At 71.2% G+C, this 22706-nt stretch carries 21 protein-coding genes and 1 pseudogene; 10 read left to right on the top strand and 12 right to left on the bottom strand.

Going from position 1 to position 22706, the window contains the following annotated elements:
• The first annotated feature begins 125 nt into the window (after positions 1–125).
• The gene (locus tag IG99_RS38915) at positions 126–770 is read left to right on the top strand and encodes a TetR/AcrR family transcriptional regulator (protein ID WP_037682818.1); all 645 of its coding nucleotides are present in this window, start codon (positions 126–128) and stop codon (positions 768–770) included.
• A gap of 188 nt (positions 771–958) precedes the next feature.
• Complete coding sequence (locus IG99_RS38910; protein ID WP_037682815.1) at positions 959–2488, top strand: MFS transporter; 1530 nt, start codon at positions 959–961, stop codon at positions 2486–2488.
• A 97-nt stretch (positions 2489–2585) separates the two neighbouring features.
• On the opposite strand, the gene IG99_RS38905 is transcribed toward IG99_RS38910, so the two are convergent.
• Positions 2586–3095 (bottom strand): MarR family winged helix-turn-helix transcriptional regulator, encoded by a 510-nt coding sequence (locus tag IG99_RS38905; protein WP_037682813.1) that lies wholly within the window; start codon positions 3093–3095, stop codon positions 2586–2588.
• 129 nt (positions 3096–3224) lie between these two features.
• Between IG99_RS38905 and IG99_RS38900 the strand changes: the two genes are divergently transcribed.
• Positions 3225–4016, top strand: coding sequence for a dioxygenase family protein (locus tag IG99_RS38900; protein ID WP_037682810.1), 792 nt, complete (start codon positions 3225–3227; stop codon positions 4014–4016).
• Between the two features lie 86 nt (positions 4017–4102).
• Here IG99_RS38900 and IG99_RS38895 read toward each other — a convergent pair whose 3' ends face one another.
• A complete protein-coding gene (locus tag IG99_RS38895; protein WP_037682809.1) occupies positions 4103–4621 on the bottom strand; it encodes a GNAT family N-acetyltransferase in 519 nt (172 codons plus the stop codon).
• A gap of 228 nt (positions 4622–4849) precedes the next feature.
• Here IG99_RS38895 and IG99_RS38890 point away from each other — a divergent pair.
• Positions 4850–5782, top strand: a pseudogene (locus IG99_RS38890) (sigma-70 family RNA polymerase sigma factor); the annotation flags it as partial.
• 547 nt (positions 5783–6329) lie between these two features.
• Here the strand turns inward: IG99_RS38890 and IG99_RS38885 are convergent.
• A complete protein-coding gene (locus tag IG99_RS38885; RefSeq protein ID WP_037682842.1) occupies positions 6330–7343 on the bottom strand; it encodes a helix-turn-helix transcriptional regulator in 1014 nt (337 codons plus the stop codon).
• Positions 7344–7405: 62 nt separating this feature from the next.
• Between IG99_RS38885 and IG99_RS38880 the strand changes: the two genes are divergently transcribed.
• The 5 genes from IG99_RS38880 to IG99_RS38860 all read left to right on the top strand — a co-directional run bounded on the left by IG99_RS38880 (position 7406) and on the right by IG99_RS38860 (position 13578).
• Positions 7406–8938 (top strand): MFS transporter, encoded by a 1533-nt coding sequence (locus tag IG99_RS38880; RefSeq protein WP_037682808.1) that lies wholly within the window; start codon positions 7406–7408, stop codon positions 8936–8938.
• A 152-nt stretch (positions 8939–9090) separates the two neighbouring features.
• Positions 9091–9852: a DeoR/GlpR family DNA-binding transcription regulator gene (locus IG99_RS38875; protein ID WP_037682807.1), complete on the top strand. Its 762-nt coding sequence runs from the start codon at positions 9091–9093 to the stop codon at positions 9850–9852.
• Positions 9849–10796: a 1-phosphofructokinase gene (pfkB, locus tag IG99_RS38870; protein ID WP_037682806.1), complete on the top strand. Its 948-nt coding sequence runs from the start codon at positions 9849–9851 to the stop codon at positions 10794–10796. The genes IG99_RS38875 and pfkB overlap by 4 nt, the downstream gene beginning before the upstream one ends.
• Positions 10797–11133: 337 nt before the next feature.
• Entirely contained in the window at positions 11134–13212 is a 2079-nt protein-coding gene (locus tag IG99_RS38865) for a PTS fructose transporter subunit IIABC (protein ID WP_037682804.1), read from the top strand.
• 108 nt (positions 13213–13320) lie between these two features.
• A complete protein-coding gene (locus tag IG99_RS38860) occupies positions 13321–13578 on the top strand; it encodes a hypothetical protein (RefSeq protein WP_037682802.1) in 258 nt (85 codons plus the stop codon).
• A 38-nt stretch (positions 13579–13616) separates the two neighbouring features.
• On the opposite strand, the gene IG99_RS38855 is transcribed toward IG99_RS38860, so the two are convergent.
• From IG99_RS38855 to IG99_RS38840, 4 genes are all read right to left on the bottom strand, one after another.
• Positions 13617–14363 (bottom strand): DUF6227 family protein, encoded by a 747-nt coding sequence (locus tag IG99_RS38855; RefSeq protein ID WP_037682799.1) that lies wholly within the window; start codon positions 14361–14363, stop codon positions 13617–13619.
• Positions 14364–14541: 178 nt separating this feature from the next.
• On the bottom strand, positions 14542–15759 hold the full coding sequence (locus IG99_RS38850) for a L,D-transpeptidase (RefSeq protein ID WP_037682798.1): 1218 nt from the start codon (positions 15757–15759) through the stop codon (positions 14542–14544).
• Positions 15760–15902: 143 nt separating this feature from the next.
• Positions 15903–16931, bottom strand: coding sequence for a P1 family peptidase (locus IG99_RS38845; protein WP_037682796.1), 1029 nt, complete (start codon positions 16929–16931; stop codon positions 15903–15905).
• 38 nt (positions 16932–16969) lie between these two features.
• Positions 16970–18199: a low temperature requirement protein A gene (locus IG99_RS38840; protein ID WP_037682795.1), complete on the bottom strand. Its 1230-nt coding sequence runs from the start codon at positions 18197–18199 to the stop codon at positions 16970–16972.
• Between the two features lie 77 nt (positions 18200–18276).
• On the opposite strand from IG99_RS38840, the gene IG99_RS38835 reads away from it, so the two are divergent.
• Positions 18277–18459, top strand: a complete 183-nt coding sequence (locus tag IG99_RS38835) for a hypothetical protein (protein WP_037682794.1) — start codon at positions 18277–18279, stop codon at positions 18457–18459.
• A 10-nt stretch (positions 18460–18469) separates the two neighbouring features.
• On the opposite strand, the gene mscL is transcribed toward IG99_RS38835, so the two are convergent.
• The 5 genes from mscL to IG99_RS38810 form a co-directional block, all read right to left on the bottom strand.
• Positions 18470–18973 carry a large conductance mechanosensitive channel protein MscL gene (gene mscL, locus IG99_RS38830; protein WP_037682792.1) on the bottom strand — a complete coding sequence of 168 codons (504 nt, stop codon included), beginning with the start codon at positions 18971–18973 and terminating at the stop codon, positions 18470–18472.
• Between the two features lie 72 nt (positions 18974–19045).
• On the bottom strand, positions 19046–19669 hold the full coding sequence (locus tag IG99_RS38825) for a CpaB family protein (RefSeq protein WP_078948175.1): 624 nt from the start codon (positions 19667–19669) through the stop codon (positions 19046–19048).
• A 162-nt stretch (positions 19670–19831) separates the two neighbouring features.
• Positions 19832–20665 carry an S-methyl-5'-thioadenosine phosphorylase gene (locus IG99_RS38820; protein WP_037682788.1) on the bottom strand — a complete coding sequence of 278 codons (834 nt, stop codon included), beginning with the start codon at positions 20663–20665 and terminating at the stop codon, positions 19832–19834.
• A gap of 110 nt (positions 20666–20775) precedes the next feature.
• Positions 20776–21120: an FmdB family zinc ribbon protein gene (locus tag IG99_RS38815; protein WP_037682785.1), complete on the bottom strand. Its 345-nt coding sequence runs from the start codon at positions 21118–21120 to the stop codon at positions 20776–20778.
• Positions 21121–21186: 66 nt separating this feature from the next.
• On the bottom strand, positions 21187–22479 hold the full coding sequence (locus IG99_RS38810) for an MFS transporter (protein ID WP_037682783.1): 1293 nt from the start codon (positions 22477–22479) through the stop codon (positions 21187–21189).
• Positions 22480–22706 lie beyond the last annotated feature (227 nt).

Below are 22706 nucleotides of genomic sequence, written 5' to 3'. Positions count from 1 at the left end.
CGGATCACCAGCTCGGTCGCCGAACAAGCACCGAACCAGGCAGTACCGAACCAGGCAGCACCGAACCAAGCAGCACTGAATTAGGCGCCGAACCCGGCGCCGAACCAAGAACCGAGGAGTACACCGTGCAGACCGCGACCGCCGAACAGCGCAAGGCGCCCCGGCCGCGCGCCGACGCCCTGCGCAACCGGGAGCGGATCGTCACCGCCGCCCGGGAGATGTTCGTCGAGCACGGCCCCGAGGTGCCGCTCGACGAGATCGCCCGCCGGGCCGGTGTCGGCAATGCCACGGTGTACCGCAACTTCCCGGACCGCGACGCGCTCGTGCGCGAGGTCGTCTGCTCGGTCATGGACCGCACCGTGCGGGCCGCCGAGACCGCCCTCGCCGAGAACAGCGACGCCTTCGAGGCTCTGGAGCGCTTCGTGCACACCGCCGCCGACGAGCGGATCAGCGCGCTGTGCCCGATGATCTCCAGCACCTTCGACGAGAACCACGCCGACCTGGTCGCCGCGCGCGAGCGGGCCGAGCGGATCATCCAGGAGGTCATGGCCCGCGCTCAGGCGGCCGGGCAGCTCCGCGCCGACGTGGACGTCGGTGACCTGATGGTCGTCGTGGCCCAGCTGAGCCGGCCCCCGGCCGGCACCGGCTGTCTCAGCGCCGACCGCTTCGTACACCGCCATCTTCAGCTGTTCCTGGACGGACTGCGGGCCCCGGCCCGTTCTGTCCTGCCGGGCACGGCGACGACCCTGGAGGATCTGCGCCAGGCCTGACCGATCAGTTCAGCGCGACATCCGAGTCACCACACTCCAAGTCACCACACTCCAAGTCGCCACTCTCCAAGTCGCCACTCTCCAAGTCACCACACACAGCTCACGGCCGCCGAGGCCGACGAGCCGTCCCCCGGAGCCGTCCTTCAGGACGTCTTCTTCCGTCACGAAGTCCCGAAGTGGGTACCCCTATGTCTGAAACAGCCGTAAAGGCTCCAGGCGTCCCGGACGCCAACCGCTGGAAAGCGCTCGTCTTCATCGCGCTCGCCCAGCTGATGGTCGTCCTCGACGCGACCATCGTGAACATCGCCCTGCCCTCCGCCCAGCAGGACCTGGGCATATCCGACGGCAACCGGCAGTGGGTCGTCACGGCCTACGCCCTCGCCTTCGGCGGACTCCTCCTGTTCGGCGGCCGTATCGCCGACCTGTGGGGCCGCAAGCGCGCCTTCGTCGTCGGCCTGGGCGGCTTCGCCGCGGCATCCGCGCTGGGCGGCGCGGCCACCAACGAGGCGATGATGTTCGGCGCCCGCGCGCTCCAGGGCGCGTTCGGCGCACTGCTCGCGCCCGCCGCGCTCTCCCTGCTCGCCGTGATGTTCACCGACGCCAAGGAGCGCGCCAAGGCGTTCGGCATCTACGGCGCGATCGCCGGTGGCGGCGGTGCCGTGGGTCTGATCCTCGGCGGCTTCCTCACCGAGTACCTGGACTGGCGCTGGACGTTCTTCGTGAACATCCCGTTCGCGATCGTCGCCGCGGCCGGCGCCTACTTCGTCATCCGTGAGCCGGAGGGCGGCCGCAACCGCTCGCCGCTCGACGTCCCGGGCGTGATCCTGTCCACCCTGGGCCTGGTGTCTCTCGTCTACGGCTTCACCCGCGCCGAGTCCGAGGGCTGGAGCGACTCCCTGACCATCGGCATGTTCGTCGCCTCCGGTGTCCTGCTGCTCGCCTTCGTGCTCGTCGAGTCCAAGGTCAAGGCCCCGCTGCTGCCGCTGCGCGTGGTCACCGAGCGCAACCGTGGCGGTGTCTACCTCTCGCTGGGCCTGGCGATCATCGCGATGTTCGGTCTGTTCCTCTTCCTGACCTACTACCTCCAGGTCGTGAAGGGTTACTCGCCGGTGAAGACCGGCTTCGCCTTCCTGCCGATGATCGTGGGCATGATCACCGGGTCCACGCAGATCGGCGCCCGGCTGATGACCCGGGTCGCGCCCCGGCTGCTGATGGGCCCCGGCTTCCTGGTCGCCGCCGTGGGCATGCTCCTGCTGACCCAGCTGGAGATCGGTTCCTCCTACGCCGCCCTGCTGCTGCCGGCGATGCTGATGCTCGGCCTCGGCATGGGTACGGCGTTCATGCCGGCCATGGCCCTGGCCACGCAGGGCGTCGAGGCGCGGGACGCCGGTGTCGCCTCCGCGATGGTCAACACCTCGCAGCAGGTGGGCGGCGCGATCGGTACCGCCCTGCTGAACACGATCGCCGCCTCCGCGACGACGTCGTACATCAAGGACCACATCGGCTCGGCGGCCTCCAAGCCCCAGCAGCAGCTGGTCCAGCTGGAGGGCATGGTGCAGGGCTACACCAGCGCGATCTGGTTCGCCGTAGGCATCCTCGTGGTGGCCGCGGGCATCGCCCTGACCCTGATCAACGCCGGTCGGCCGGGCACCACCGCCGTGACCGGTTCCGGGGCCGAGGCCGCGGACGAGGTGCCGGTGCCGGTGGTCGCCCACTGACGGCGGCCTCTCGGCCGTACCCCTTCGGGCCCTCCGTACGGACGAGGAAGGGGACGTCTCGTCCTTACGGTTCCCAGGACCTGCCCCGGCCGCGCGCTCAGCGCAGCCAGGGCAGGTCCGCACCCGCTTCGTTGGGCTGAAGTCCCTCGGCGACGATCTGCATGATCTCGCCGAGGGACTTCTGCTGTTCCGGGCTCAGCCGGTCGAACAGCGCCTGCCGTACGGCGGTCACATGCCCCGGCGCGGTACGCCGCAGCACCTCCAGGCCGGCGTCCGTCAGCACGGCGAACTGACCGCGCTTGTCGGAGGGGCAGTCCTCGCGCCGCACCCAGCCGTTCTTCTCCAGGCGGGCGATGGCGTGGGAGAGCCGGGACCGGGTGATCTTCGACTTCATCGCCAGCTCCGTCATGCGCAGCCGGCGCTTCGGAGCCTCGACGAGGCTGACGAGGAGGCCGTAGTAGATGTGCGGCATGCCCGCGTCACGCTGGAGCTGGCGGTCGAGATGGTCCTCGAGGAGAGTGGTGGCGTGCAGGTAGGAGCGCCAGACGCGCTGCTCCTCGGCGGTGAGCCACTGCGGCTCTTCAGCGGATGCGGATGCCGTGTTCATGTATCCCACTGTAAAGGCTACGTCCTTGAAACTTGAACTAAGTGGCTGTAGTGTGCATGGGGTAATGCTTTAGGTTTCAAGCAACGTTCAGGGCCTCCCTCGAACCCACCTCCGGAAGGAGTCGCCGCCATGTCCGCCGCAACCCAGGAGCGCATGCCCGCCCTGTACCTCAGTCACGGCGCGCCGCCGCTGGCGGACGACCCGATCTGGCCCGGTCAGCTCGCCAAGTGGTCCGCCGACCTGCCGCGGCCCAAGGCGATCCTGATGGTCTCCGCCCACTGGGAGGAGGCCCCGCTGGCCCTCGGCGCCACCGAGACCGTCCCCCTCGTCTACGACTTCTGGGGCTTCCCCGAGCACTACTACCAGGTCCGCTACGGAGCCCCCGGCGCGCCGGAACTGGCCGAATCCGTGCGCAAGCTGCTGCGCGCCCCCGGCATCCCCGTCCAGGACATACCGGACCGCGGCCTCGACCACGGCGCGTACGTGCCGCTCGTCGAGATGTTCCCCGAGGCCGACGTCCCGGTGCTCCAGGTCTCCATGCCGACCCTCGACCCGGTGCGGCTGATGGAGATCGGCCGCAAGCTCGCGCCGCTGCGCGACGAGGGTGTGCTGATCGTCGGCTCCGGCTTCTTCACCCACAACCTGGCCGCCTTGCGCCACACCGGCCCGGGCGTGCCGAGCTGGTCCGCGGAGTTCGACGACTGGGGCCGCCGCGCCCTGGAGACCCGCGACTGGGACGGCCTGCTGGACTTCCTCCACAAGGCCCCGGCCGGCCGCTACGCCCACCCGCGCACCGAGCACTTCGCCCCCCTGTTCGTCACCATGGGCGCGGCGGAGGCCGACGGGGAGCTCGACGCACAGAAGTCCGTGATCGACGGCTTCTGGATGGGGCTGGCGAAGCGGTCGCTCCAGTTCGGCTGAGACGGACGCTCCAGTTCGGCCGAGACGGTTGCTCCACTTCGACCGAGGCGGTCGCCGCGGATCGGCTGGGGCTGCCGGAGAACAGCTCAGAGCTTCTTCTCGTACCAGGCGACGTCCCAGTAGCGGCCGAACTTGCGGCCCACCTCGTGGTACGTGCCGACGTAGCGGAAGCCGAAGCGCTCGTGCAGCCGGACGGACCCCTCGTTCGGCTGTGCGATGCCCGCGTAGGCGCGGTGCACGTCCTCGCCGGAGAGCGCCTCGAAGAGCGCCTTGTACAGGAGCGTGCCGATGCCGCGCCCGCCCGCGTACGGGGCGACGTAGACCGTGACCTCCACCGAGGTCGAGTACGCGGCCTTCGGCCGGTAAGGGCTGGATGTGGCGTAGCCCAGGATCTCCTGTGAGTCCGTGTCCCTGGCAACCATCAGCCGGTACGGCCCGTCTTCAGGGTGGGAGAGCAGCCAAGGGCGGCGTTCTTCCGCCGTGAAGGCCGCAGTGTCGAATGTGATGGACGTCTCACGCACGTAGTGGTTGTAGAGATCCGTGAGGGCGTCGAGGTCCGCCTCGACTCCTGGCCTGACCTGCACCTCTGCCCGCTCGGGCGGCATCGCTCCTCCTCATGTGGCCGGACAGGGTACTGCATGATCAGAAGAATCGGGGGGCAGGCGGGAATTCTGTCCTGATTCCAGTCGTTGTTTCCTTCGGATGCAGGGCACTCGACAAGAGTCCGGAGCGTTGAGGAGTCATAGAGCGCTCCGAGCGCTGAAGACAACAGACAGGTGTCCGGCGTCCGAGGGACCACCCGCTGACCACCCACCAATCGCAAGGGAGCACGCATGGCAACCCGTGCCGTCGCCCGTCGTCAGTCCGCCTCCGGCGAGACGGTCGACTCGGCAAGCAGTGTTCGCGCCCATGGCGGCGAGATCGCCGACCGCGACCTGGTCGGCATGTACCTCGACGAGATCGCGCGCACGCCGCTGCTCGACGCCGCCAGGGAGGTCGAGCTGTCGCAGACCATCGAAGCGGGGGTATTCGCGCGCCAGGTCCTCGACGGGTACGAGGAGTCCAAGGCGGACGCCACCCGTGAGGAGCTCGAGGCCCTGGTCGCCGAGGGCGAGCGGGCCAAGGACGTCTTCATCCGCTCCAACCTCCGCCTGGTCGTCGCCGTGGCGCGCCGCTACCCCCGCAGCGGCCTGCCCCTGCTCGACCTGATCCAGGAGGGCAACGCCGGCCTGGTCCGCGCGGTCGAGAAGTTCGACTACCGCAAGGGCTTCAAGTTCTCGACGTACGCGACCTGGTGGATCCGCCAGGCGATCACCCGCTCGATAGCGGACCAGTCCCGCACGATCCGCCTGCCCGTCCACCTCGTGGAGGAGCTCGGCCGGATCCGCCGCGTACAGCGCGAGTTCAACCGGGAGAACGGCCGCGACCCGGAGCCCGCGGAGATCGCCGCGGAGCTCGGCTCCACGCCGGAGCGCGTGATCGACGTGCTCGACTGGGCCCGTGACCCGGTCTCGCTGAACATGTCGGTGGACGACGAGGGCGAGACGCAGTTCGGCGACCTCCTGGAGGACACGTCGGCGGTCTCCCCCGAGCAGTCCGTCCTCACCCTGCTGCGCAGCGAGGGCCTCGACGACCTCATCGGCCGCCTCGACCAGCGCACGGCCTCCATCATCAAGATGCGGTACGGCATCGAGGACGGCCGGGAACGCACGCTGACCGAGGTCGGCAAGGAGCACGGCCTCACCCGCGAGCGCATCCGCCAGATCGCAGGTCGCTGGTGCGCAGGCCGGTGGTGCGCAGGTCGCTGGTGCGCAGGCCGGTGGTGCGCAGGTCGCTGGTGCGCAGGCCGGTGGTGCGCAGGTCTCCAGTGCGCAGGCCGGTGGTGCGCAGGTCTCCAGTGCGTAGGCCGGCGGTGCGGGCGGTGGTCCGGCGGACGATGCCGCGCCGAGGGCGTGCGCCGGGTGGCAAAGCCCGCGTAAACATGGCGAGGTAAGGCCGCTTCAAACCCTGGTCTCCGGGAACAAGACTCCACGAAAGGCCAGTTCCTCCCCCTCCCGGGACCTCCACCCGGGCCCCAAGACCAAGTCCCGACGCAATCCCCCCGGCGCCGGGACTTTCCCCGAGCCGGGCTCCGGCGCTCTCCCCCCCCCGGGCGCCGGAGCCCGGCTCTACTTCTCCCGCGGCACACCAAAGGGCGGGCCACCCCGTACCTGAACCACGGGGTGACCCACCCGAACGCCCGATTCTGCCACGCACCCACCCACACCCCGCGCACGCCCTGCCGAGCACGTGCCGCGGCCACCCCGAGCCGCCTCACCCTCCACCCCCAGCTCGGCTCAACCGCGCCCCCAACTCCCGTACGCGCTCCGCCAACTGCGCAGGCCCCCGTACGGAGAACTCGCACCCCACCATCGCGAGCCGGACCGCCAGCCACTCCACCGGCTCCGCCGTCCGCCCCCGCAGCCGGCACGACTCCTCGCCCCCTTCTCCCTCGCCCCCTTCTCCCTCGCCCTCCAGCGGTTCCGGGGTCCCCAGCGCCCCCCACAGCCGCGCCGAGACCACCTCCGCCGAGGCCCGGAAGACCACCTCGAAGTCGTACTCCGCCTCGCCCGCGTCCTGCCGCCGCCGGATCGACCGCCGCAGATACTCCGCCGCGTCCCCCTCCGGCACCTCTCGTGGAGTGAACCGAGCCCCGGTCGCGAACGGCTCGCTCACCCGGTCGACGCGGAACGTCCGCCAGTCCGCCCGGTCCAGGTCGTACGCGACGAGATACCAGCGCCGCCCGGTCGACACCAGCCGATACGGTTCGGTCAGCCGCCGCGACGTACTCCCGTCCCCCGCCCGATAGGCGAACCGCAACCGTTCCCGCCCCGCCACCGTCCCCGCCATGACGGTCAGCGTCTCGGGCGCGATGCTCGCCCCGTCCCCACTGGTCAGCGGCGTGGTCGCGGCCTGCAACGTGGTCACCCGGTGCCGCAGCCGGGACGGCAGCACCTGCTCCAGCTTGGCCAGCGCCCGCACCGACGCCTCGTCCACCCCCTCCAGCGCGTGCCCGGCCCCCGCCCGCAGCCCCACCGCGATCGCCACCGCCTCCTCGTCGTCCAGCACGAGCGGCGGCATCGCCTTGCCGGCCACCAGCCGGTACCCCCCGTCGGCCCCCATGCTCGCCTGCACGGGATACCCCAGCTCCCGCAACCGGTCGATGTCCCGACGCACGGTACGGCGGGACCCCCCGAGCCGATCGGCGAGCTCACCGCCGGGCCATTCACGGGGCGTCTGGAGCAGGGACAGTAGCTGCAGGAGTCGAGCCGGAGTGTCCGTTGTCATGAGAGTGAGAATCGCGCACAAGTAGGTCACGATCAGACCTATTGGCGTTCTAACTTCGTCCCATGACCTCAACGGACACCATCCGCACCACCGCCGGCCGGGGTGAAACGGACACCCCGGGCGACCGCCGCCGCTGGTTCGCCCTCGCGATCGTGATGACCGCCGCCTTCATGGACCTCGTCGACGTCACCATCGTGAACATCGCGATCCCGTCGATCCAGCGCGACGCCGGCGCCTCCTTCAGCCAGATCCAGTGGATCACCGCCGGCTACGCCCTCGCCTTCGCCGCGGGCCTGATCACTGGCGGCCGCCTCGGCGACATCCACGGCCGCAAGCGCCTGTTCCTCGCGGGCATCGGCGGCTTCACCCTCGCCTCCGCCCTCTGCGGCCTCGCCGCGAACCCGGAGATGCTGGTCGCCGCCCGTATCCTCCAGGGCGCGATGGCGGCGCTGATGGTGCCGCAGGTGCTGTCGATCGTGCACGCCACCTTCCCGGCGCACGAGCGCGGCAAGGTGTTCGGGCTCTTCGGCGCGATCGTCGGCCTGGGCGCGGTCTCCGGACCGCTGCTCGGCGCACTGCTCACGCAGTGGAACCTCTTCGGCCTCGAGTGGCGGCCCATCTTCCTGATCAACCTGCCCGTCGGCATCCTGGGCCTGGTCCTCGGCACCCGCTTCATCACCGAGTCCAAGGCTCCGAGGGCGCTGAAACTGGATCTCGTCGGGGTCGCCCTGGTCACCCTCGGCCTGCTGATGCTGCTCTACCCGCTCACCCGCGGCCGTGAGCTGGGCTGGCCGCTGTGGGGGTACCTCTCGATGGCCGGTTCGCTCGTCGTCTTCGCGGGGCTGGTGGCGTACGAGCGGCGCAAGGCGGCCCGGGACGGCTCGCCGCTGATCGAGCTGTCGCTGTTCAAGGTGAAGAGCTTCGCGGCCGGCATCGCTGTGCAGACCGTCTTCGGCGTCGGGCTCGGCGTCTTCTTCCTGGTCTGGACGCTGTACATGCAGATCGGCCTCGGCTGGAGTGCCCTGCGCTCGGGCCTGACGGGCGTGCCCTTCTCCATCGCCGTCTCCACGGCGGCCGGACTGTCCGTCCAGAAACTGGTCCCGCGCTTCGGCCGCAAGGTGCTCCAGGCGGGCGCGCTGTTGATGGCGGCGGGTGTCCTGCTCTACATCTGGGAGTCCGACCGGTACGGCATGTCCATCACCTCCTGGCAGATGGCTCTCCCGCTGGTCGTGATGGGCGCCGGCATGGGCCTGATCGTCGCCCCGCTCACCGACGCGGTCCTCTCCGAGGTTCCCCGCGAACACGCCGGCTCAGCGTCCGGCCTCATCAACACCGTCCAGCAGATGGGCAACGCCCTGGGCCTGGGCCTGGTCTCCGTGGTCTTCTTCGGCGTCATCGACGACAACCTGGCCCCGGACCGGGTCGGCCCCGAGTTCGTCAACGCCTTCAAGCACGCCCTCGGCTGGGTCGCCGCGGTCCTCGTCACCATCTTCGTCGTGATGTTCGCCCTCCCCAAGCGCCCGGCCCAGCACATCGAGGGCGCGGCCGAGGAGCCGCTTCCGGCGGGGAAGCGGACGTCCGAACTGGTGGGCTGAGGCCAACCGGGGCGCACCGGGGCCCACCGTGAAGTCCCGCCGTGAAGTCCGTTCATGTCCGAGTGAAGCCCGAACCTGTTTACTTTCCGGAAATCCGGGCGTAGCCTCCCACCGAAACCACAAGTTCGGGCATCGGTCGGAGGCGAACGGACATGTACGCACCGGAGCGGCAGCAGGAGATTCTCCGGCTCGCCCGTGACGGCGGTCGGGTGGATGTCGTGTCGCTGGCCGAGGAGTTCCAGGTCACGGCGGAGACGATCCGCCGGGACCTGAAGGCCCTCGACCGCGCCGGCCTGGTCCGCCGGGTGCATGGCGGGGCCATCCCGGTCGGGCGGCTCGACTTCGAGCCGGACATCGCCGAGCGGGAGTCGACCGCCGCCGACGAGAAGGACCGCATCGCCAAGGCGGCCCTCGCCGAGCTGCCCACCGAGGGCACCATGATCCTCGACGCCGGTACGACGATCGCGCGCCTTGCGGCCGCACTGCCGCTGGAGGCCGAACTCACCGTCGTCACGCACTCCCTGCCGATCGCGGCCCGCCTCGCGGACCACCCCGGCATGCAGCTCCACCTCGTCGGGGGGCGCGTACGGCACCGTACGCGCGCCGCCGTGGACGCCTGGGCGCTGCGGGCGTACGGGGAGATCCGGGCGGACGTCCTCTTCGTGGCGGCCAACGGCTTCTCCGCGGAACACGGTCTGACCACCCCCGACCTCGCCGAGGCCGCCGTGAAGCGGGCCGCCGTCGCCGCCGCCCGCCGGGTCGTGCTGCTCGCCGACTCCGCCAAGCACGGCCAGGAGCACTTCGCCCGCTTCGCCGGCCTGAGCGACGTGGACCTGCTGATCACCGACAGCGGGCTGTCCCCCGAAGACGCCGTCGCGATCGAGCGCGGCGGCACGGAAGTAGTGCGCGCATGATCCTCACCGTCACCCCGAACCCGTCCCTGGACCGCACCTACGAGGTCCCGTCCCTCGACCGCGGCGAGGTCATCCGCGCCACCGGCGAGCGCATGGACCCCGGCGGCAAGGGCGTGAACGTCTCGCGCGCCGTCGCGGCCGCCGGGCAGCGCACGGTCGCCGTCCTGCCCCTGGGTGGTGCGCCGGGCGCACTCGTCGCCGACCTGCTCGACGCGCAGGGCATCGAGGTCGCGCCGGTGCCGGTCGCCGGGGCCACCCGCTCCAACATCGCGCTCGCGGAGTCCGACGGGGTCCTGACGAAGATCAACGCTCCCGGACCCGAGCTGTCCGACGCCGAGCAGGAACTGCTCCTGGAGACCGTGCGCGAGCAGTCCCGCGACGCCGCCTGGATCGCCTGCTGCGGCAGCCTGCCCCGGGGCCTCGCGCCGTCCTGGTACGCCGACCTGGTCGCCCGTGCGCACGCCGCCGGCACGCGTATCGCCCTGGACACCTCCGGCCCCGCTCTCCTCGCGGCGCTGCGCGAGCGGCCCGACGTGGTGAAGCCGAACGCCGAGGAGCTCGCGGAGGCCGTCGGGCGCCCGCTGGCCACCGTGGGCGACGCCGTGAAGGCGGCCGAGCAGCTGCGCGCGATGGGCGCGGGTGCCGTCCTGGCGAGCCTGGGCGCCGATGGGCAGCTGCTCGTGAACGCCGACGGCGCCTGGTTCGGCAGCGCGCGGGTAAACGTCGTACGCAGCAACGTCGGCGCCGGCGACTCCTCGCTCGCCGGTTTCCTGATCGCCGGCGGCAGCGGGCCCGACGCGCTCGCCTCCGCCGTCGCGCACGGCGCGGCCGCCGTGCAGCTGCCCGGCAGCGTGATGCCGGAGCCGGGCGACCTGGACCTCGCGGCGGTGACGGTCACGGCCCGGGTGCCGGTGGACCGCGTACTGAAGGAGCCGGTGGCATGAACGTCCGCTCAGCTACGACCGCTTGCTCAGCCGCGGCCGTTGGTCGTGCTACGGCCGCTTGCTCAGCCGCGGCCGTTGGTCGTGCTACGGCCGCTTGCTCAGCCGCCGCTCGGTCAGCCGCGGCCGTTGGTCGTGCTACGACCGCTTGCTCAGCCGCGGCCGTTCGCCGGGCCACGACCGCTCGGTCAGCTGCCCCGGAGTGGCGAGGCTCCGTGTTACCCGCCATCCCCCACGCCCTCGCCCCCACCCCCACCCCTCTCGTCACCCCCCACAGCACCCCCGTCCCCTCTCCCGCCCATCCCCCCTGCCGGGCGATACGCGTGCGAAGGAGCCCGCGATGAGCGACATGATCACCGCGGACCTGGTCGACCTCGACCTGTCCGCCGATACCAAGGAAGCGGCGGCGCGTGCCCTCGCCGAGCGCATGGTGGCCCTGGGCCGGGTGACCGACCTGGACGGCTTCCTCGCCGACGTGGCCGCGCGCGAAGCACAGATGCCCACCGGCCTCGACGGTGGCATCGGCATCCCGCACTGCCGCAGTGAGTACGTCACCGAGCCGACGCTCGCCTTCGGGCGCAGCACAGCCGGGATCGACTTCGGCGCGGCGGACGGCCCCGCCGACCTGATCTTCCTGATCGCCGCGCCGGCCGGCGCCGACGACGCCCACCTGACGATCCTTTCGTCGCTGGCCCGGCAGCTGATGAACGCCGAGTTCACCGCCGCGCTGCGGTCCGTGGACGCGGCGGCCGAGGCGGCCGCGCTGATCCGCGGGGACGAGCCCGCAGACGCCGGGTCCACCGAAGCCGAAACGGCGCGTTCCGAAGACTCCGTGGCGGCGTCGGCGGCGGCCTCCGCCGACGCCGCCACGGTCGCGGCCCCGGCCGCCACCGAGGAGCAGGCCGCGGAGGAGCGGCCGTTCCGGATCGTCGCCGTCACCTCGTGTCCCACCGGCATCGCCCACACCTACATGGCGGCCGAGTCGCTGGAGAACGCCGGCCGCGAGGCGGGTGTCGAACTCGTCGTGGAGACCCAGGGCTCGGCGGGCTTCACCCGGCTGGACCCGGCGGTCATCGCGGCCGCGGACGCCGTGATCTTCGCTCACGACGTGCCCGTACGGGAGAAGGACCGCTTCGCCGGCAAGCCCACCGTCGACGTCGGTGTGAAGGCCGGCATCAACCGGCCCGGAGAGCTGATCAGCGAGGTGCGCGGCAAGGCCGAGCGCGGCGAGGTCACCGCCGGCGCTCCGGGTGCGACGCCCGTCGAGCGCGCCGGAGACTCCACCGAGGGCTACGGCACCAAGCTGCGCAAGTGGCTGATGTCCGGCGTCAGTTACATGGTCCCGTTCGTCGCCGCGGGCGGACTCCTGATCGCCCTCGGCTTCGCGATCGGCGGCTACAAGATCAACAAGGCGCCGTCGGTCATGGACCACTTCGTGTGGACCCAGACCGACAGCTGGGCCGCGCTGCTCTTCCAGATCGGCGGCGTCGCCTTCGGGTTCCTGGTCCCGGTCCTCGCCGGTTACATCGCCTACGGCATGGCCGACCGGCCCGGCCTCGTGCCCGGCTTCGTCGGCGGTGCGATCTCGGTGACCATCAACGCGGGCTTCCTGGGCGGTCTGGCCGCCGGTCTGATCGCCGGTGGTGTGGTGCTGGCGATCCAGCGCGTTAAGATCCCGGCGGCGGTACGCGGCATCATGCCGGTGGTGGTGATCCCGCTGATCTCCTCGGCGGTGGTCGGCTTCCTGATGTTCGTCGTGATCGGCAAGCCCATCGCCGAGGCGCAGAAGGGTCTGACCGACTGGCTGAACGGCCTCACCGGCTCCAACGCCGTCCTGCTCGGCGCCCTGCTCGGCCTGATGATGTGCTTCGACCTCGGCGGCCCCGTCAACAAGGTCGCGTACACCTTCGCCACCGCCGGGATCGCCGTCTCCAACCCGAGCGACTCCGCGATGAAGATCATGGCCGCGGTGATGGCGGCCGGTATGGTCCCGCCGCTGGCCATGGCGCTGGCGACGACCGTGCGCGGCAAGCTCTTCACGCCGACCGAGCGCGAGAACGGCAAGGCCGCCTGGGTCCTGGGTGCCTCCTTCATCTCCGAGGGCGCGATCCCGTTCGCCGCCGCCGACCCGCTGCGCGTCATCCCGTCCTCGATGGTCGGCGGCGCGATCACCGGCGCCCTGTCGATGGCCTTCGGCGCCACCCTGCGCGCCCCGCACGGCGGCATCTTCGTGGTCCCGCTGATCGGCAACCCGTTCCTGTACCTGGTCGCCATCGCCGCGGGCGTGGGGGTCACCACCGCGCTGGTCGTCGTCCTCAAGGGCCTGCGCAAGCCGGCCGCGGGCACCACGGCCGCCGGAGCCGCGCAGGACGGTGCGGCCGGCTCGGCGTCGCAGGCGAAGCAGCCGGTCGCCGCCTGAGGGCCACCGCTCTGCGCGCTTTTGACGCGGTGTGAGTCGTTCACACCACCTGCGAGATACATCACGGTCCGGGGCCAAAGTCCCGGGCCGTGGTGTCTACTGGGACGCATGCCTCAGCACGTCTCGATCCTCCAGCTGACGGGCGTGGCCTTCCTCGCCCTGGTCTCCGTCGCCTGGCTGGTCGGCCTGATCCGCATGCTGCGCCGGGCCCGCGCCGAGGTCACCGTCTGGCACACCGGCTCCGCCGCCCTGTACGCCGTCCCGGACCAACGGCAGACCGGCCCCCACCGCGAGGCCGTCGAACTCACCCCGGCGGAACGGGACACCTTCGCGGTCCTGATACGGCAGTTGAACGACCGCGGCTAGCACGGCGGCCCCTCGGGGGCGCGGATGCCCGCGGCGCCTCAGGAGACCTGCGCGGCCCGCCGCTCCATCGCCTCGCGTGCCGCGTCCTCCGTGTCGTACACCTCGCACATGTGCCGCCCGTCGGGCGTCGCCGTGTGCTCGACCTCCCAGAGGGACATCTCCCGGCCGTCGGCCAGCAGGAACGCGTGCTCGTAGAGCGAGAAGCCCAGCCCGATACGGCCGGCCCGGCAGGGGCGTCCGAAGGCCTGGGTGATCTGGTAGGCGAACGCCGTGGCCAGCAGGGCGGCGGTGTCGGCGCCGGGCCGGTCCGCGTTCTCCGCCCGGCGCAGCAGCCGGCGGCCGTGGTCCGCGGACTCGTCGGGCACGTAGGAGTGCCGGGGCTGGAACGCGGGGGAGAGCTGGACCGTCACCGGCAGTTCGAAGTCGGGGGCGTCCGGCGGCAGCGGCAGCCGCGCCGTGGCCGCGCGCAGCTCCTCCTCGTCGACGTACACCTCGTGCTGCGGCTCGCTGCCCCGCCCGGTGTTGTGCACCAGCTCCCACAGAGTGACGGCCGAGCCGTCGGCGAGCAGCCAGGTGTGCCGGTAGGTCTCCCGGTGCAGACCCGCGCTGTGGTGCGCGGAGTGCAGTGAGCTGTCGTGCGCCAGCGCGCAGTCCAGCCGGCACAGCGTCTCGTCGGGCAGTTCGAAGCTGTTCAGGGCGCGGCCGAGGAGCCGCGCGAGGTGCTCCTCCGGAGACTCGGGCGACTCGGGTGGTTCGTACGCTGCCGTCTCGTACGGAACGCTCAAGGTTTCTCCCGGCGTTGCTGCATGTCACCTTGTGGGTGCATACCGTAGCCCCTCGGTCGGACATCGTGTCCGGGAACCGAGAAAACGTACGTCATTGAAAACGCCGGGGCCGTGCGAAAAGTTCCCGCACGGCCCGTCGCCCCGTCAAGTTCGGCCCGTCGAACATGACTTGATCCGGTCAGTCGGCGCTCCCGGCCACCCACTCGCTCCACGGCAGGTTCCAGCCGTTGAGCCCATTGTCGGGCGCCACCTTCTTGTCCGGGGAGTTCTTCACGATGACCACGTCACCGATCATCGAGTTGTCGTAGAACCACTTGGCGGGCGTGTCCCCCTGTGCGCCCCGCACGTCCTGAAGGCCCACGCACCCGTGGCTGGTGCCCTCGTGGCCGAAGGGCGGGTTGCCCTTGTTGTACCAGTAGTTGCCGTGGATGAAGGTCCCCGACTGGGTCAGACGCATCGCGTGCGGAACGTCCGGGATGTCGTACGCGTTGGCGAGATCGACCGTCCTGCTGTCCATCCGGATCTGCTGGTACTTCTCGGAGATCACCATCTGCCCGTTGTACGTCGTGAACTGCGGACTACCGGCCGAGATCGGCACCGTACGGATCGTCCTGCCGTCCCGCGCCACCGTCATCGTCTGCGTGTCGACGTCGACCGTGGAGACCTGCGACCGGCCGATGCTGAAGGTGACGGTCTTCTTCTGCACGCCCTGGATGCCGTTCGCGCCCTTCACACCGTCCAGGTCGATCTTCATCGTGACCTTGGAGCCGGCCTTCCAGTACTCCTGCGGCCGGAAGTCGAGCCGCTGCGCCCCGAACCAGTGCCCCACCACCTGCTGCCCACCGCTGGAGGTCACCGTGATGTGCGACTGGACGGCCTTCTTGTGGCTGATCGCCTTGTCGAAGGTCAACGACACGGGCATCCCCACGCCGACCGTCGTGCCGTTGTCCGGCGTGTACGTCCCGATGAAGCTGTTCGCCTTGCTGATCGTGGTGAAGGCCGAACGGGCGGACGTGGCCCTGCCGTCCGCGCCCTTCGCCGTCGCCGAGATCTCGTACTTCGTCCCGCGCTCCAGCTGCTCCTTCGGCTTCCACGAGCCGCCGTCCGCGGAGATGGCCCCCGGCACGGCGTGCCCGGTGCCCGCCACCGTCATCGTCACCTCGGTCAGCCGGCCGTCGCTGACCTTCACGCCGGTCGTGTTGATCGACGCGCCGGTCGAGCCGTCCTTGGCCGAGATGGCGATCTCCGCGCCGGCGGCCGCGGCCGAGCCCTTGCCGCCCTTGTCATCGCCCTTGGCGTTCGCGCTGCCGCCGCAGGCGGTGAGGGTGAGTGCGCCGACCAACAGGGCGGCACAGGACGCCAGCGCACGCCGCGCTGCTATGTCAGGCGTTGTCACGGGCTGCTCCAGGTTCGTGTGATGTGGGTGGTCCGCTCCGTTCCGTGGACAAAGAGGGGACCGGCGGCCGGTGAGGTTCCCGCCGACCGCCCGAAACGGCATCAGTGACAGAACCGGGACAATCGCCCGCGTCGAAGGCGGAGTTACGGCCGCCCGTACAGCTCCTCGTACGACGGCCACTCCCCGCCCGGCCCGGCCACCGGCTCCGCCGCCCGCACCGCCCGCACGATCGCCCGCGTCACCATGTCCGCCCCCGCCGCGAGGACCTCGTTCAGCGCGAGCGGGTCCCCGGCCGCGAGCGGACGAGCCCCCGTGGCCAGCGCGAACACCGTGTCCCCGTCATTGAGCAGATGCACGGGCCGTACGGCACGCGCGATACCGTCGTGTGCCGTGCCGGCCAGCTTCTGCGCCTGTGCCTTGGACAGATCCGCGTCCGTCGCGACCACGGCGAGCGTGGTGTTCAACGGGGGAACCGGGTTCCTCGCCGCCACCTCGGCCAGCCGCCGCCGCGCGGCCTCGTGCACCCGCGCCTCCGGCCGTTCCAGGCGTGCCTGGAACAACTCCCCGTACAGCACCCCCGTCTCCGGATCGAGCACCGATCCGGCCGCGTTGGCCACCACCAGCGCCGCCACCGTGATCCCCGAGTCGAGGACGGTGCTCGCGCTGCCCACTCCGCCCTTCAGCGGCCCGACCGCGGCCCCCGTACCGGCACCCACACATCCCTCGGGCACCCGCGCCCCCGGTGCGTCCGCCGCGGCCGCCTCGACCGCCGCCCGACCGGTGGCCGCGTCCGGCCTGGCCCGGAAGTCGCCGCCCCGGCCCAGGTCGAAGACACAGGCGGCGGGCACCACCGGCACGACGTGCGCCGCATCCACCCCGACGCGCACCCCGCGCCCCTGCTCCTCCAGCCAGGCCATCACCCCGGACGCCGCGTCGAGCCCGTACGCGCTGCCGCCCGTCAGGACGACCGCGTCGACCTTCCGCACCACGTTGCGCGGATCCAGGGCGTCGGTCTCCTTGGTGCCGGGACCTCCGCCCCGCACGTCCACCGCGGCGACCGCCCCGCCCTCCGGGGCGAGCACGACCGTGGTGCCGGTGAGCCAACCGTCACCGCTGCGCGAGGCATGTCCCACGCGCACCCCGGCGACATCCGTCAGAGCGTCAACTGTCATGCCCGCCAGTCTCCCGCGCCGCACCGCACCGCTGGGCGTCACGCCGCCGGAGCGGTCGCCCTCGCCTTGTGCGGTGCTGCGTCCGTGCGGGCCCGCAGCGTCTCTCCCGCGACCACCGCCAGCGCGGACACCACACCCGCCGCGAGCACCGCCCAGTCCCCCAGGAAGGTGCAGCAGATCACCAGCAGCACCGCCACCGGCAACACCAGCTGCTGCCTGATGCCCCTCTTGAAGTGGCGGGCGTGCAGGGCCCACAGGGTCAGCAGGAACAGCGCCGTCGGCAGGGTCACGGCAGCCGACGCGGCCAAAGTGGACAGGTGCGCCTGACCGACCGTCTCCTCGACCGCCACCTCCAGGCCGGCGCCGATCGCGGCCGCCGAGGCGAAGATCGGATAGTGGCCGTATCCCCACAGGAACGCCTGCGCGTTGGAGCGCAGATGCCCGTGGATCGGCACCGCGAAGTAGATCCACCAGGCGGAGAACACGATCAGCAGACCGCCCGCGGCGATCGGCAGCAGCTCGTCCAGCGCGTCGTGCTCGTCCACCGCCGACTTCACGGCCACCGTGGCCGCGGCGATCGTCTCGCCGAGCACGATGATCGTGAACAGCCCGTACCTCTCGGCGATGTGGTGCGGATGCCAGGAGGTCGAGAAGTCCTTCTCCGCGTACACCGGCACGCACAGTTCCAGGACCACCATCACGAGGAACACCCAGGCCCGGGCCGGTTCCGGCAGGACGACCAGCCCCAGCCAGCCGATCTGGCACAGCAGCACGCCGACCGCGTACCGTCGCGCCGCCGTCCGCTCCTCGTCCTGCGCGGACCGCGCGGCCCGCAGCCACTGGGCGGACATCGCCAGCCGCATGATCACGTAGCCGAGCCAGACGACGAGGAAGTCGTGCCGCTCGAAGGCACGGGACACACCGGCCGCGAGCACCAGCACGCCGGCGATCTGGATCAGGGTGACGACCCGGTAGAGGACGTCGTCGTTGTCGTAGGCGGAGGCGAACCAGGTGAAGTTCATCCACGCCCACCAGATGGCGAAGAAGACCATCGCGTAGTCGAGGATGCCCTGGCCCGCGTGCCCCTCCGCCACGGCGTGCACCAACTCGGCGCCCGCCTGCGCGATGGCCACCACGAAGCACAGGTCGAAGAAGAGCTCCAGCGGCGAGGCCACCCGGTGCGCCTCGCCGCGGCCGCGCGCGGTGAGCCGGCGCAGCGGGGTGTGGTGCGCGGGCGCGCCGGACGAGGGGGCGGGGCTGGACGTCATGGGTCCAGCACAGCAGACAACCGGGGCGAACGCTCGTGATCGGATTGCCGGGGATCACGGCGCCGTACCCTGGTGCCATGAGTACCGCTCCCACCCCCGAGCCGCGCGACCCGAAGGCCGCGCTGATCTTCGACGACCCGCTGGACGCGCAGTCCTCGGACGACACCGACCGGGGCTGGGGCGAGCGGCCGAGGCCGGACGGTGACAGCGCCGCCGACCTCAAGCGCTTCCTCGACGAGAAGCCGCCCCACCACCTGTGAGGCGCTCGCGCTACCGCTGGTCCTGACCCGGCCCGCGCTGGGCGACCAGCGCGTCGCGGATCTCCTTCAGCACTTCCAGCTCGGTCACCTCGATGACCTCGTGTGTGCCCTCCTTCGCCTTCCTGCGGGTCTCCAGCCGCGCCAGGTACTTGGACATCGGCAGCACCATCAGGAAGTAGACGACCGCCGCGGTGATCACGAACGTCAGCGTGGCGCCGAGGACGCTGCCCCACAGGATCGGGACGCCCTTCGTGACCGTGCCGTCCGCCGCCACCTTGCACGGGGATTCCAGACACGAGCTGTAGCCGTCGAGGTTCTTCGTGCCGATCGCTCCGACCAGCGGGTTGATCACACCCTTCACCACCGAGTTGACGATGTTGGTGAAGGCGGCGCCGATGACCACCGCTACTGCCAGATCGACGACGTTCCCGCGCATCAGGAAGGCCTTGAAGCCCTGCAGGATGTTCGGATCCTTCTTCTTGTCGGCCACCTCGGGGACACTCCTCGCACGCATGGACAGGGGATCGGGAACAAACAGTTCCGCAACCTACGTACGACTGTCGAGGCCGTGTCCAAAACCAGAGCCTCAGCACAGCGTCACCGCCAACCGGGCCGTGGCGCCGGCGCCGACCAGGCGGGCCGCCGTGGCACGTGGCACCGAGAGCACGACGAGCGCCCCGTCGCCGGCGGCGCTGTCCGCGGCCTCCGGCACCTTCGTCACCAGCGCCCCGTGGGCGACCACTTGGGCGTCGCCGCCCGTCGCCGTCTGACCGGCGGCGATGACGTCGACCCGGTCCCCGGACCGCAACAGCCGGACCGTGGCGGCGTCGGCGATGCGCACCGGTGCGGTCACCATCTCAACGGCACGGCGCTCGGGCGCGCGGTCACCCGCGAGCGAGGCGGTGTGCGTCGGAGGCTGTGATTCCGGATGCCCACGGGCCCGGTCCGCCTCTCCCCGTTCCGTCGGCCCCGCCGCGACGAGCGCGGCGGCGGTCAGGGCGAGCCCGGCCGCCACGGCTCGCCGCCGGTTCCCCAGCAGCCGTCGAATCCGCTGCCGCCCGCCGCGCACCCGCACCGGGGCGAAGTGCGGCACCTCGCAGGTGGCGGGAGCCTCGGCACCGGGCGGACGTACGGCGGGCGAGGCGGCAGGGGATGAGAAGAGGGAGGGGTAGGGGGAGGGGGCGTAAGAGGGAGAGGGAGTGAGGGGCACGGGAATCACCGCCTGGGACGAGGGAACGGCCTGCGAAGCCCACGATGAGGCTTCGCGCCGCCGCCCGCCGAGACGCGTGGACTACCGACGGGTTGTGGACAACTCCCTCACCCGAACGAGTCGTTCCGGTTTCCTGTAGCCCGCGTCAGCCCTGCTCAGGCCCTACGGAAACTCGAACCCTGGATCCATCCCGCCCAGCGCGTTCACGCACAGGCAGTCCCGTTCCTCGGTCGACGGCAGCGCGGCCACCGCGTCGAAGAGGACACCCCGCAGCCGGTCGACGTTCGCGGCGAACACCCGCAGGACCTCGTCGTGCGAGACGCCCTCACCGGTCTCGGCGCCCGCGTCCAGGTCGGTGACGAGGGTCAGGGAGGTGTAGCAGAGCTCGAGCTCACGGGCGAGCGCGGCCTCCGGGTGACCGGTCATGCCCACCACCGACCAGCCCTGGGCCTGGTGCCATACCGACTCGGCACGGGTGGAGAACCGCGGCCCTTCGATCACGGCCAGCGTGCCGCCGTCCACCGGCTCCCAGTCCCGGCCACACGCCGCCTTCAGCGCGGCCGCCCGGCCGGTGGGGCAGTAGGGGTCGGCGAGGGACACGTGGACCACGTTCGGCACGTTGCCGCCGGGCAGCGGCATGCCGTCGAAGAACGTCCCGGTCCGGGACTTCGTACGGTCGACCAGCTGGTCCGGGACCAGGAGTGTGCCCGGTCCGTACTCGGGACGCAGACCGCCCACCGCGCACGGGCCGAGCACCTGGCGGACGCCGACGGAGCGCAGTGCCCACAGGTTGGCGCGGTAGTTGATGCGATGCGGCGGCAGATGGTGACCGCGTCCGTGCCGGGGCAGGAAGGCGACCCGGCGGCCGGCGACCTCGCCGAGGAAGAGGGAGTCACTGGGAGCCCCGTAGGGGGTGTCCACTTGGATCTCCGTCACGTCCTCGAGGAACGAGTAGAAGCCGGAGCCGCCGATTACACCGATCTCTGCGTTCGCCATGACCAGCACACTAGCCGCCGAAGACCGAACTGGAGAACGACTTCACAGACGCCGAGGACCCCGCCGTCCTACGACGGCAGGGTCCTGAGCAGGTCTGTCCTTGAGCGGTCCTACGCGGCGGAGCTGCTGCTGGACGAGGTGCCGGCCCCGGACGACTTCGAGTCCGACGACTTCGACCCCGACGCCTTGGAGTCCGAGGACTTGGAGTCCGAGGACTTGGAGTCCGAGGACTTCGACTCCGACGACGACTTGGACGCCGGCGCGCTGCTCGACGAGGAGCCGCGGCTGTCGTTGCGGTAGAAGCCGGATCCCTTGAAGACAATGCCGACCGCGGAAAACACCTTCTTGAGGCGGCCACCGCAATTGGGGCACTCGGTCAGGGCGTCGTCGGTGAACTTCTGCACCGCCTCGAGGCCCTCGCCGCACTCGGTGCACTGGTACTGGTAGGTGGGCACTGTCTCCTCCTGGCACTCTCACTCAATGAGTGCTAACGAGGCTCCATAGTGACGTATTCCTGAGAATCAGTCCACTGCCACCGGCTCGCGGTGACCGACGCCACGTGCGACCGTGCGCGTCCGGGGCGGTGTGACCAGCCGCGATCGCAGTGCCAGCAGGGTCGCCAGGGCCAGCAGCGTGCCGCCCGTCGGGACCAGGAACCCGGCGCCGCCCCAGAAGCGGTCCTCCAGCTGCCCGGCGACGGTGACCGCGGCCGCCTGGCCCAGCGCCACCGCTCCGGTCAGCCAGGTGAAGGCCTCGGTACGGGCCCCGGCCGGGACCAGGTTCTCCACCAGGGTGTAGCCGGTGATCAGGGCGGGCGCGATGCACATGCCGACCAGGAGGCCGAGTCCGGCGAGGACGAGCACCGAGTGCGCGGCCCACAGGCCGGACGCGGTCACCGCGAGGGCGGTGTATCCGACGAGCAGCCGGTGTCGCGGGGCCGCCTTCCAGGCGACGGCGCCGCAGACGAGGCCGGAGAGCATGTTGCCCGCGGCGAAGATCCCGTAGAGGACGCCGTTGAGGCCGGGTCGGCCGATCGACTCGGTGAACGCGGCCAGCGAGACCTGCATGCCGCCGAAGACGGAACCGATGCCGAGGAACGTCACGGCGAGCACGCGCACGCCCGGCACGCGCAGGGCGGAGACGTGCTCCACGCGCGCGTGGCCGTCGGCGGTGACGGCGGGCTGCGTGCTCTTCCGCGCGGCGAACAGCAGCCCGCCGACCAGGGTCAGCATGGCCTCCGTCACCAGGCCCGCGGCCGGGGTGACGGCCGTGCACAGGGCGGTCGCGAGGAGCGGGCCGACGACGAAGGTCAGCTCGTCGGTGACGGACTCGAAAGCGGCCGCCGTGGTCATCAGGGGCGAGTCCTTCAGCGTCACGCCCCAGCGGGCGCGCACCATGGGCCCGATCTGCGGTACCGAGGCGCCGGTGGGGACGGCCGCCGCGAACAGTGCCCACAGCGGGGCGTGCGCCAGGGCCAGCGCCGTCAGGGTGAGACCTGCCAGCGTGTGCACCAGCACGCCCGGGACCAGCACCGCGCGCTGGCCGTAGCGGTCGGCGAGGCGGCCGCTGTAGGGCGCGAACAGCGCCATGGAGACACCGGTGACCGCCGCGGCCGCGCCGGCGGCGCCGTAGGAACCGGTGGTGTGCTGGACGAGCAGCACGATGGAGATGGTGAGCATCGCGAACGGCTGGCGCGCGGCGAAGCCCGGCAGCAGGAACGTCCAGGCGCCGCGGGTGCGCAGCAACTGCCCGTATCCCGGGCGGGAGGAGGCCGACGAGTTCCCCGCCGCCTCGGTGGTGACCGTGGATGCCACGGCCGTGCCTTTCTGCCACCTGGTAGCGCGGTCCCGGTGCACGGGAGCGCCGAGAGCTGTCCTCTTGCGCGGAACTGCGGTAGATGCCGGCGCCCCGTCGGGGTGGTCCGGCCGCCATACGGTCGCGCCAGCTCTGCGTCAGGCAGAGTTGGTTCGATCAAGGTGCGCCTTCATCGTATACGGATCACCGCCCCGTACACCTGTGAAAATGAGCACCATGGCCACGC

The organism is Streptomyces griseus subsp. griseus, assembly GCF_000720255.1.
Lineage (GTDB): Bacteria > Actinomycetota > Actinomycetes > Streptomycetales > Streptomycetaceae > Streptomyces > Streptomyces griseus_I.
This window is presented reverse-complemented; position numbering and strand designations above follow the sequence as displayed.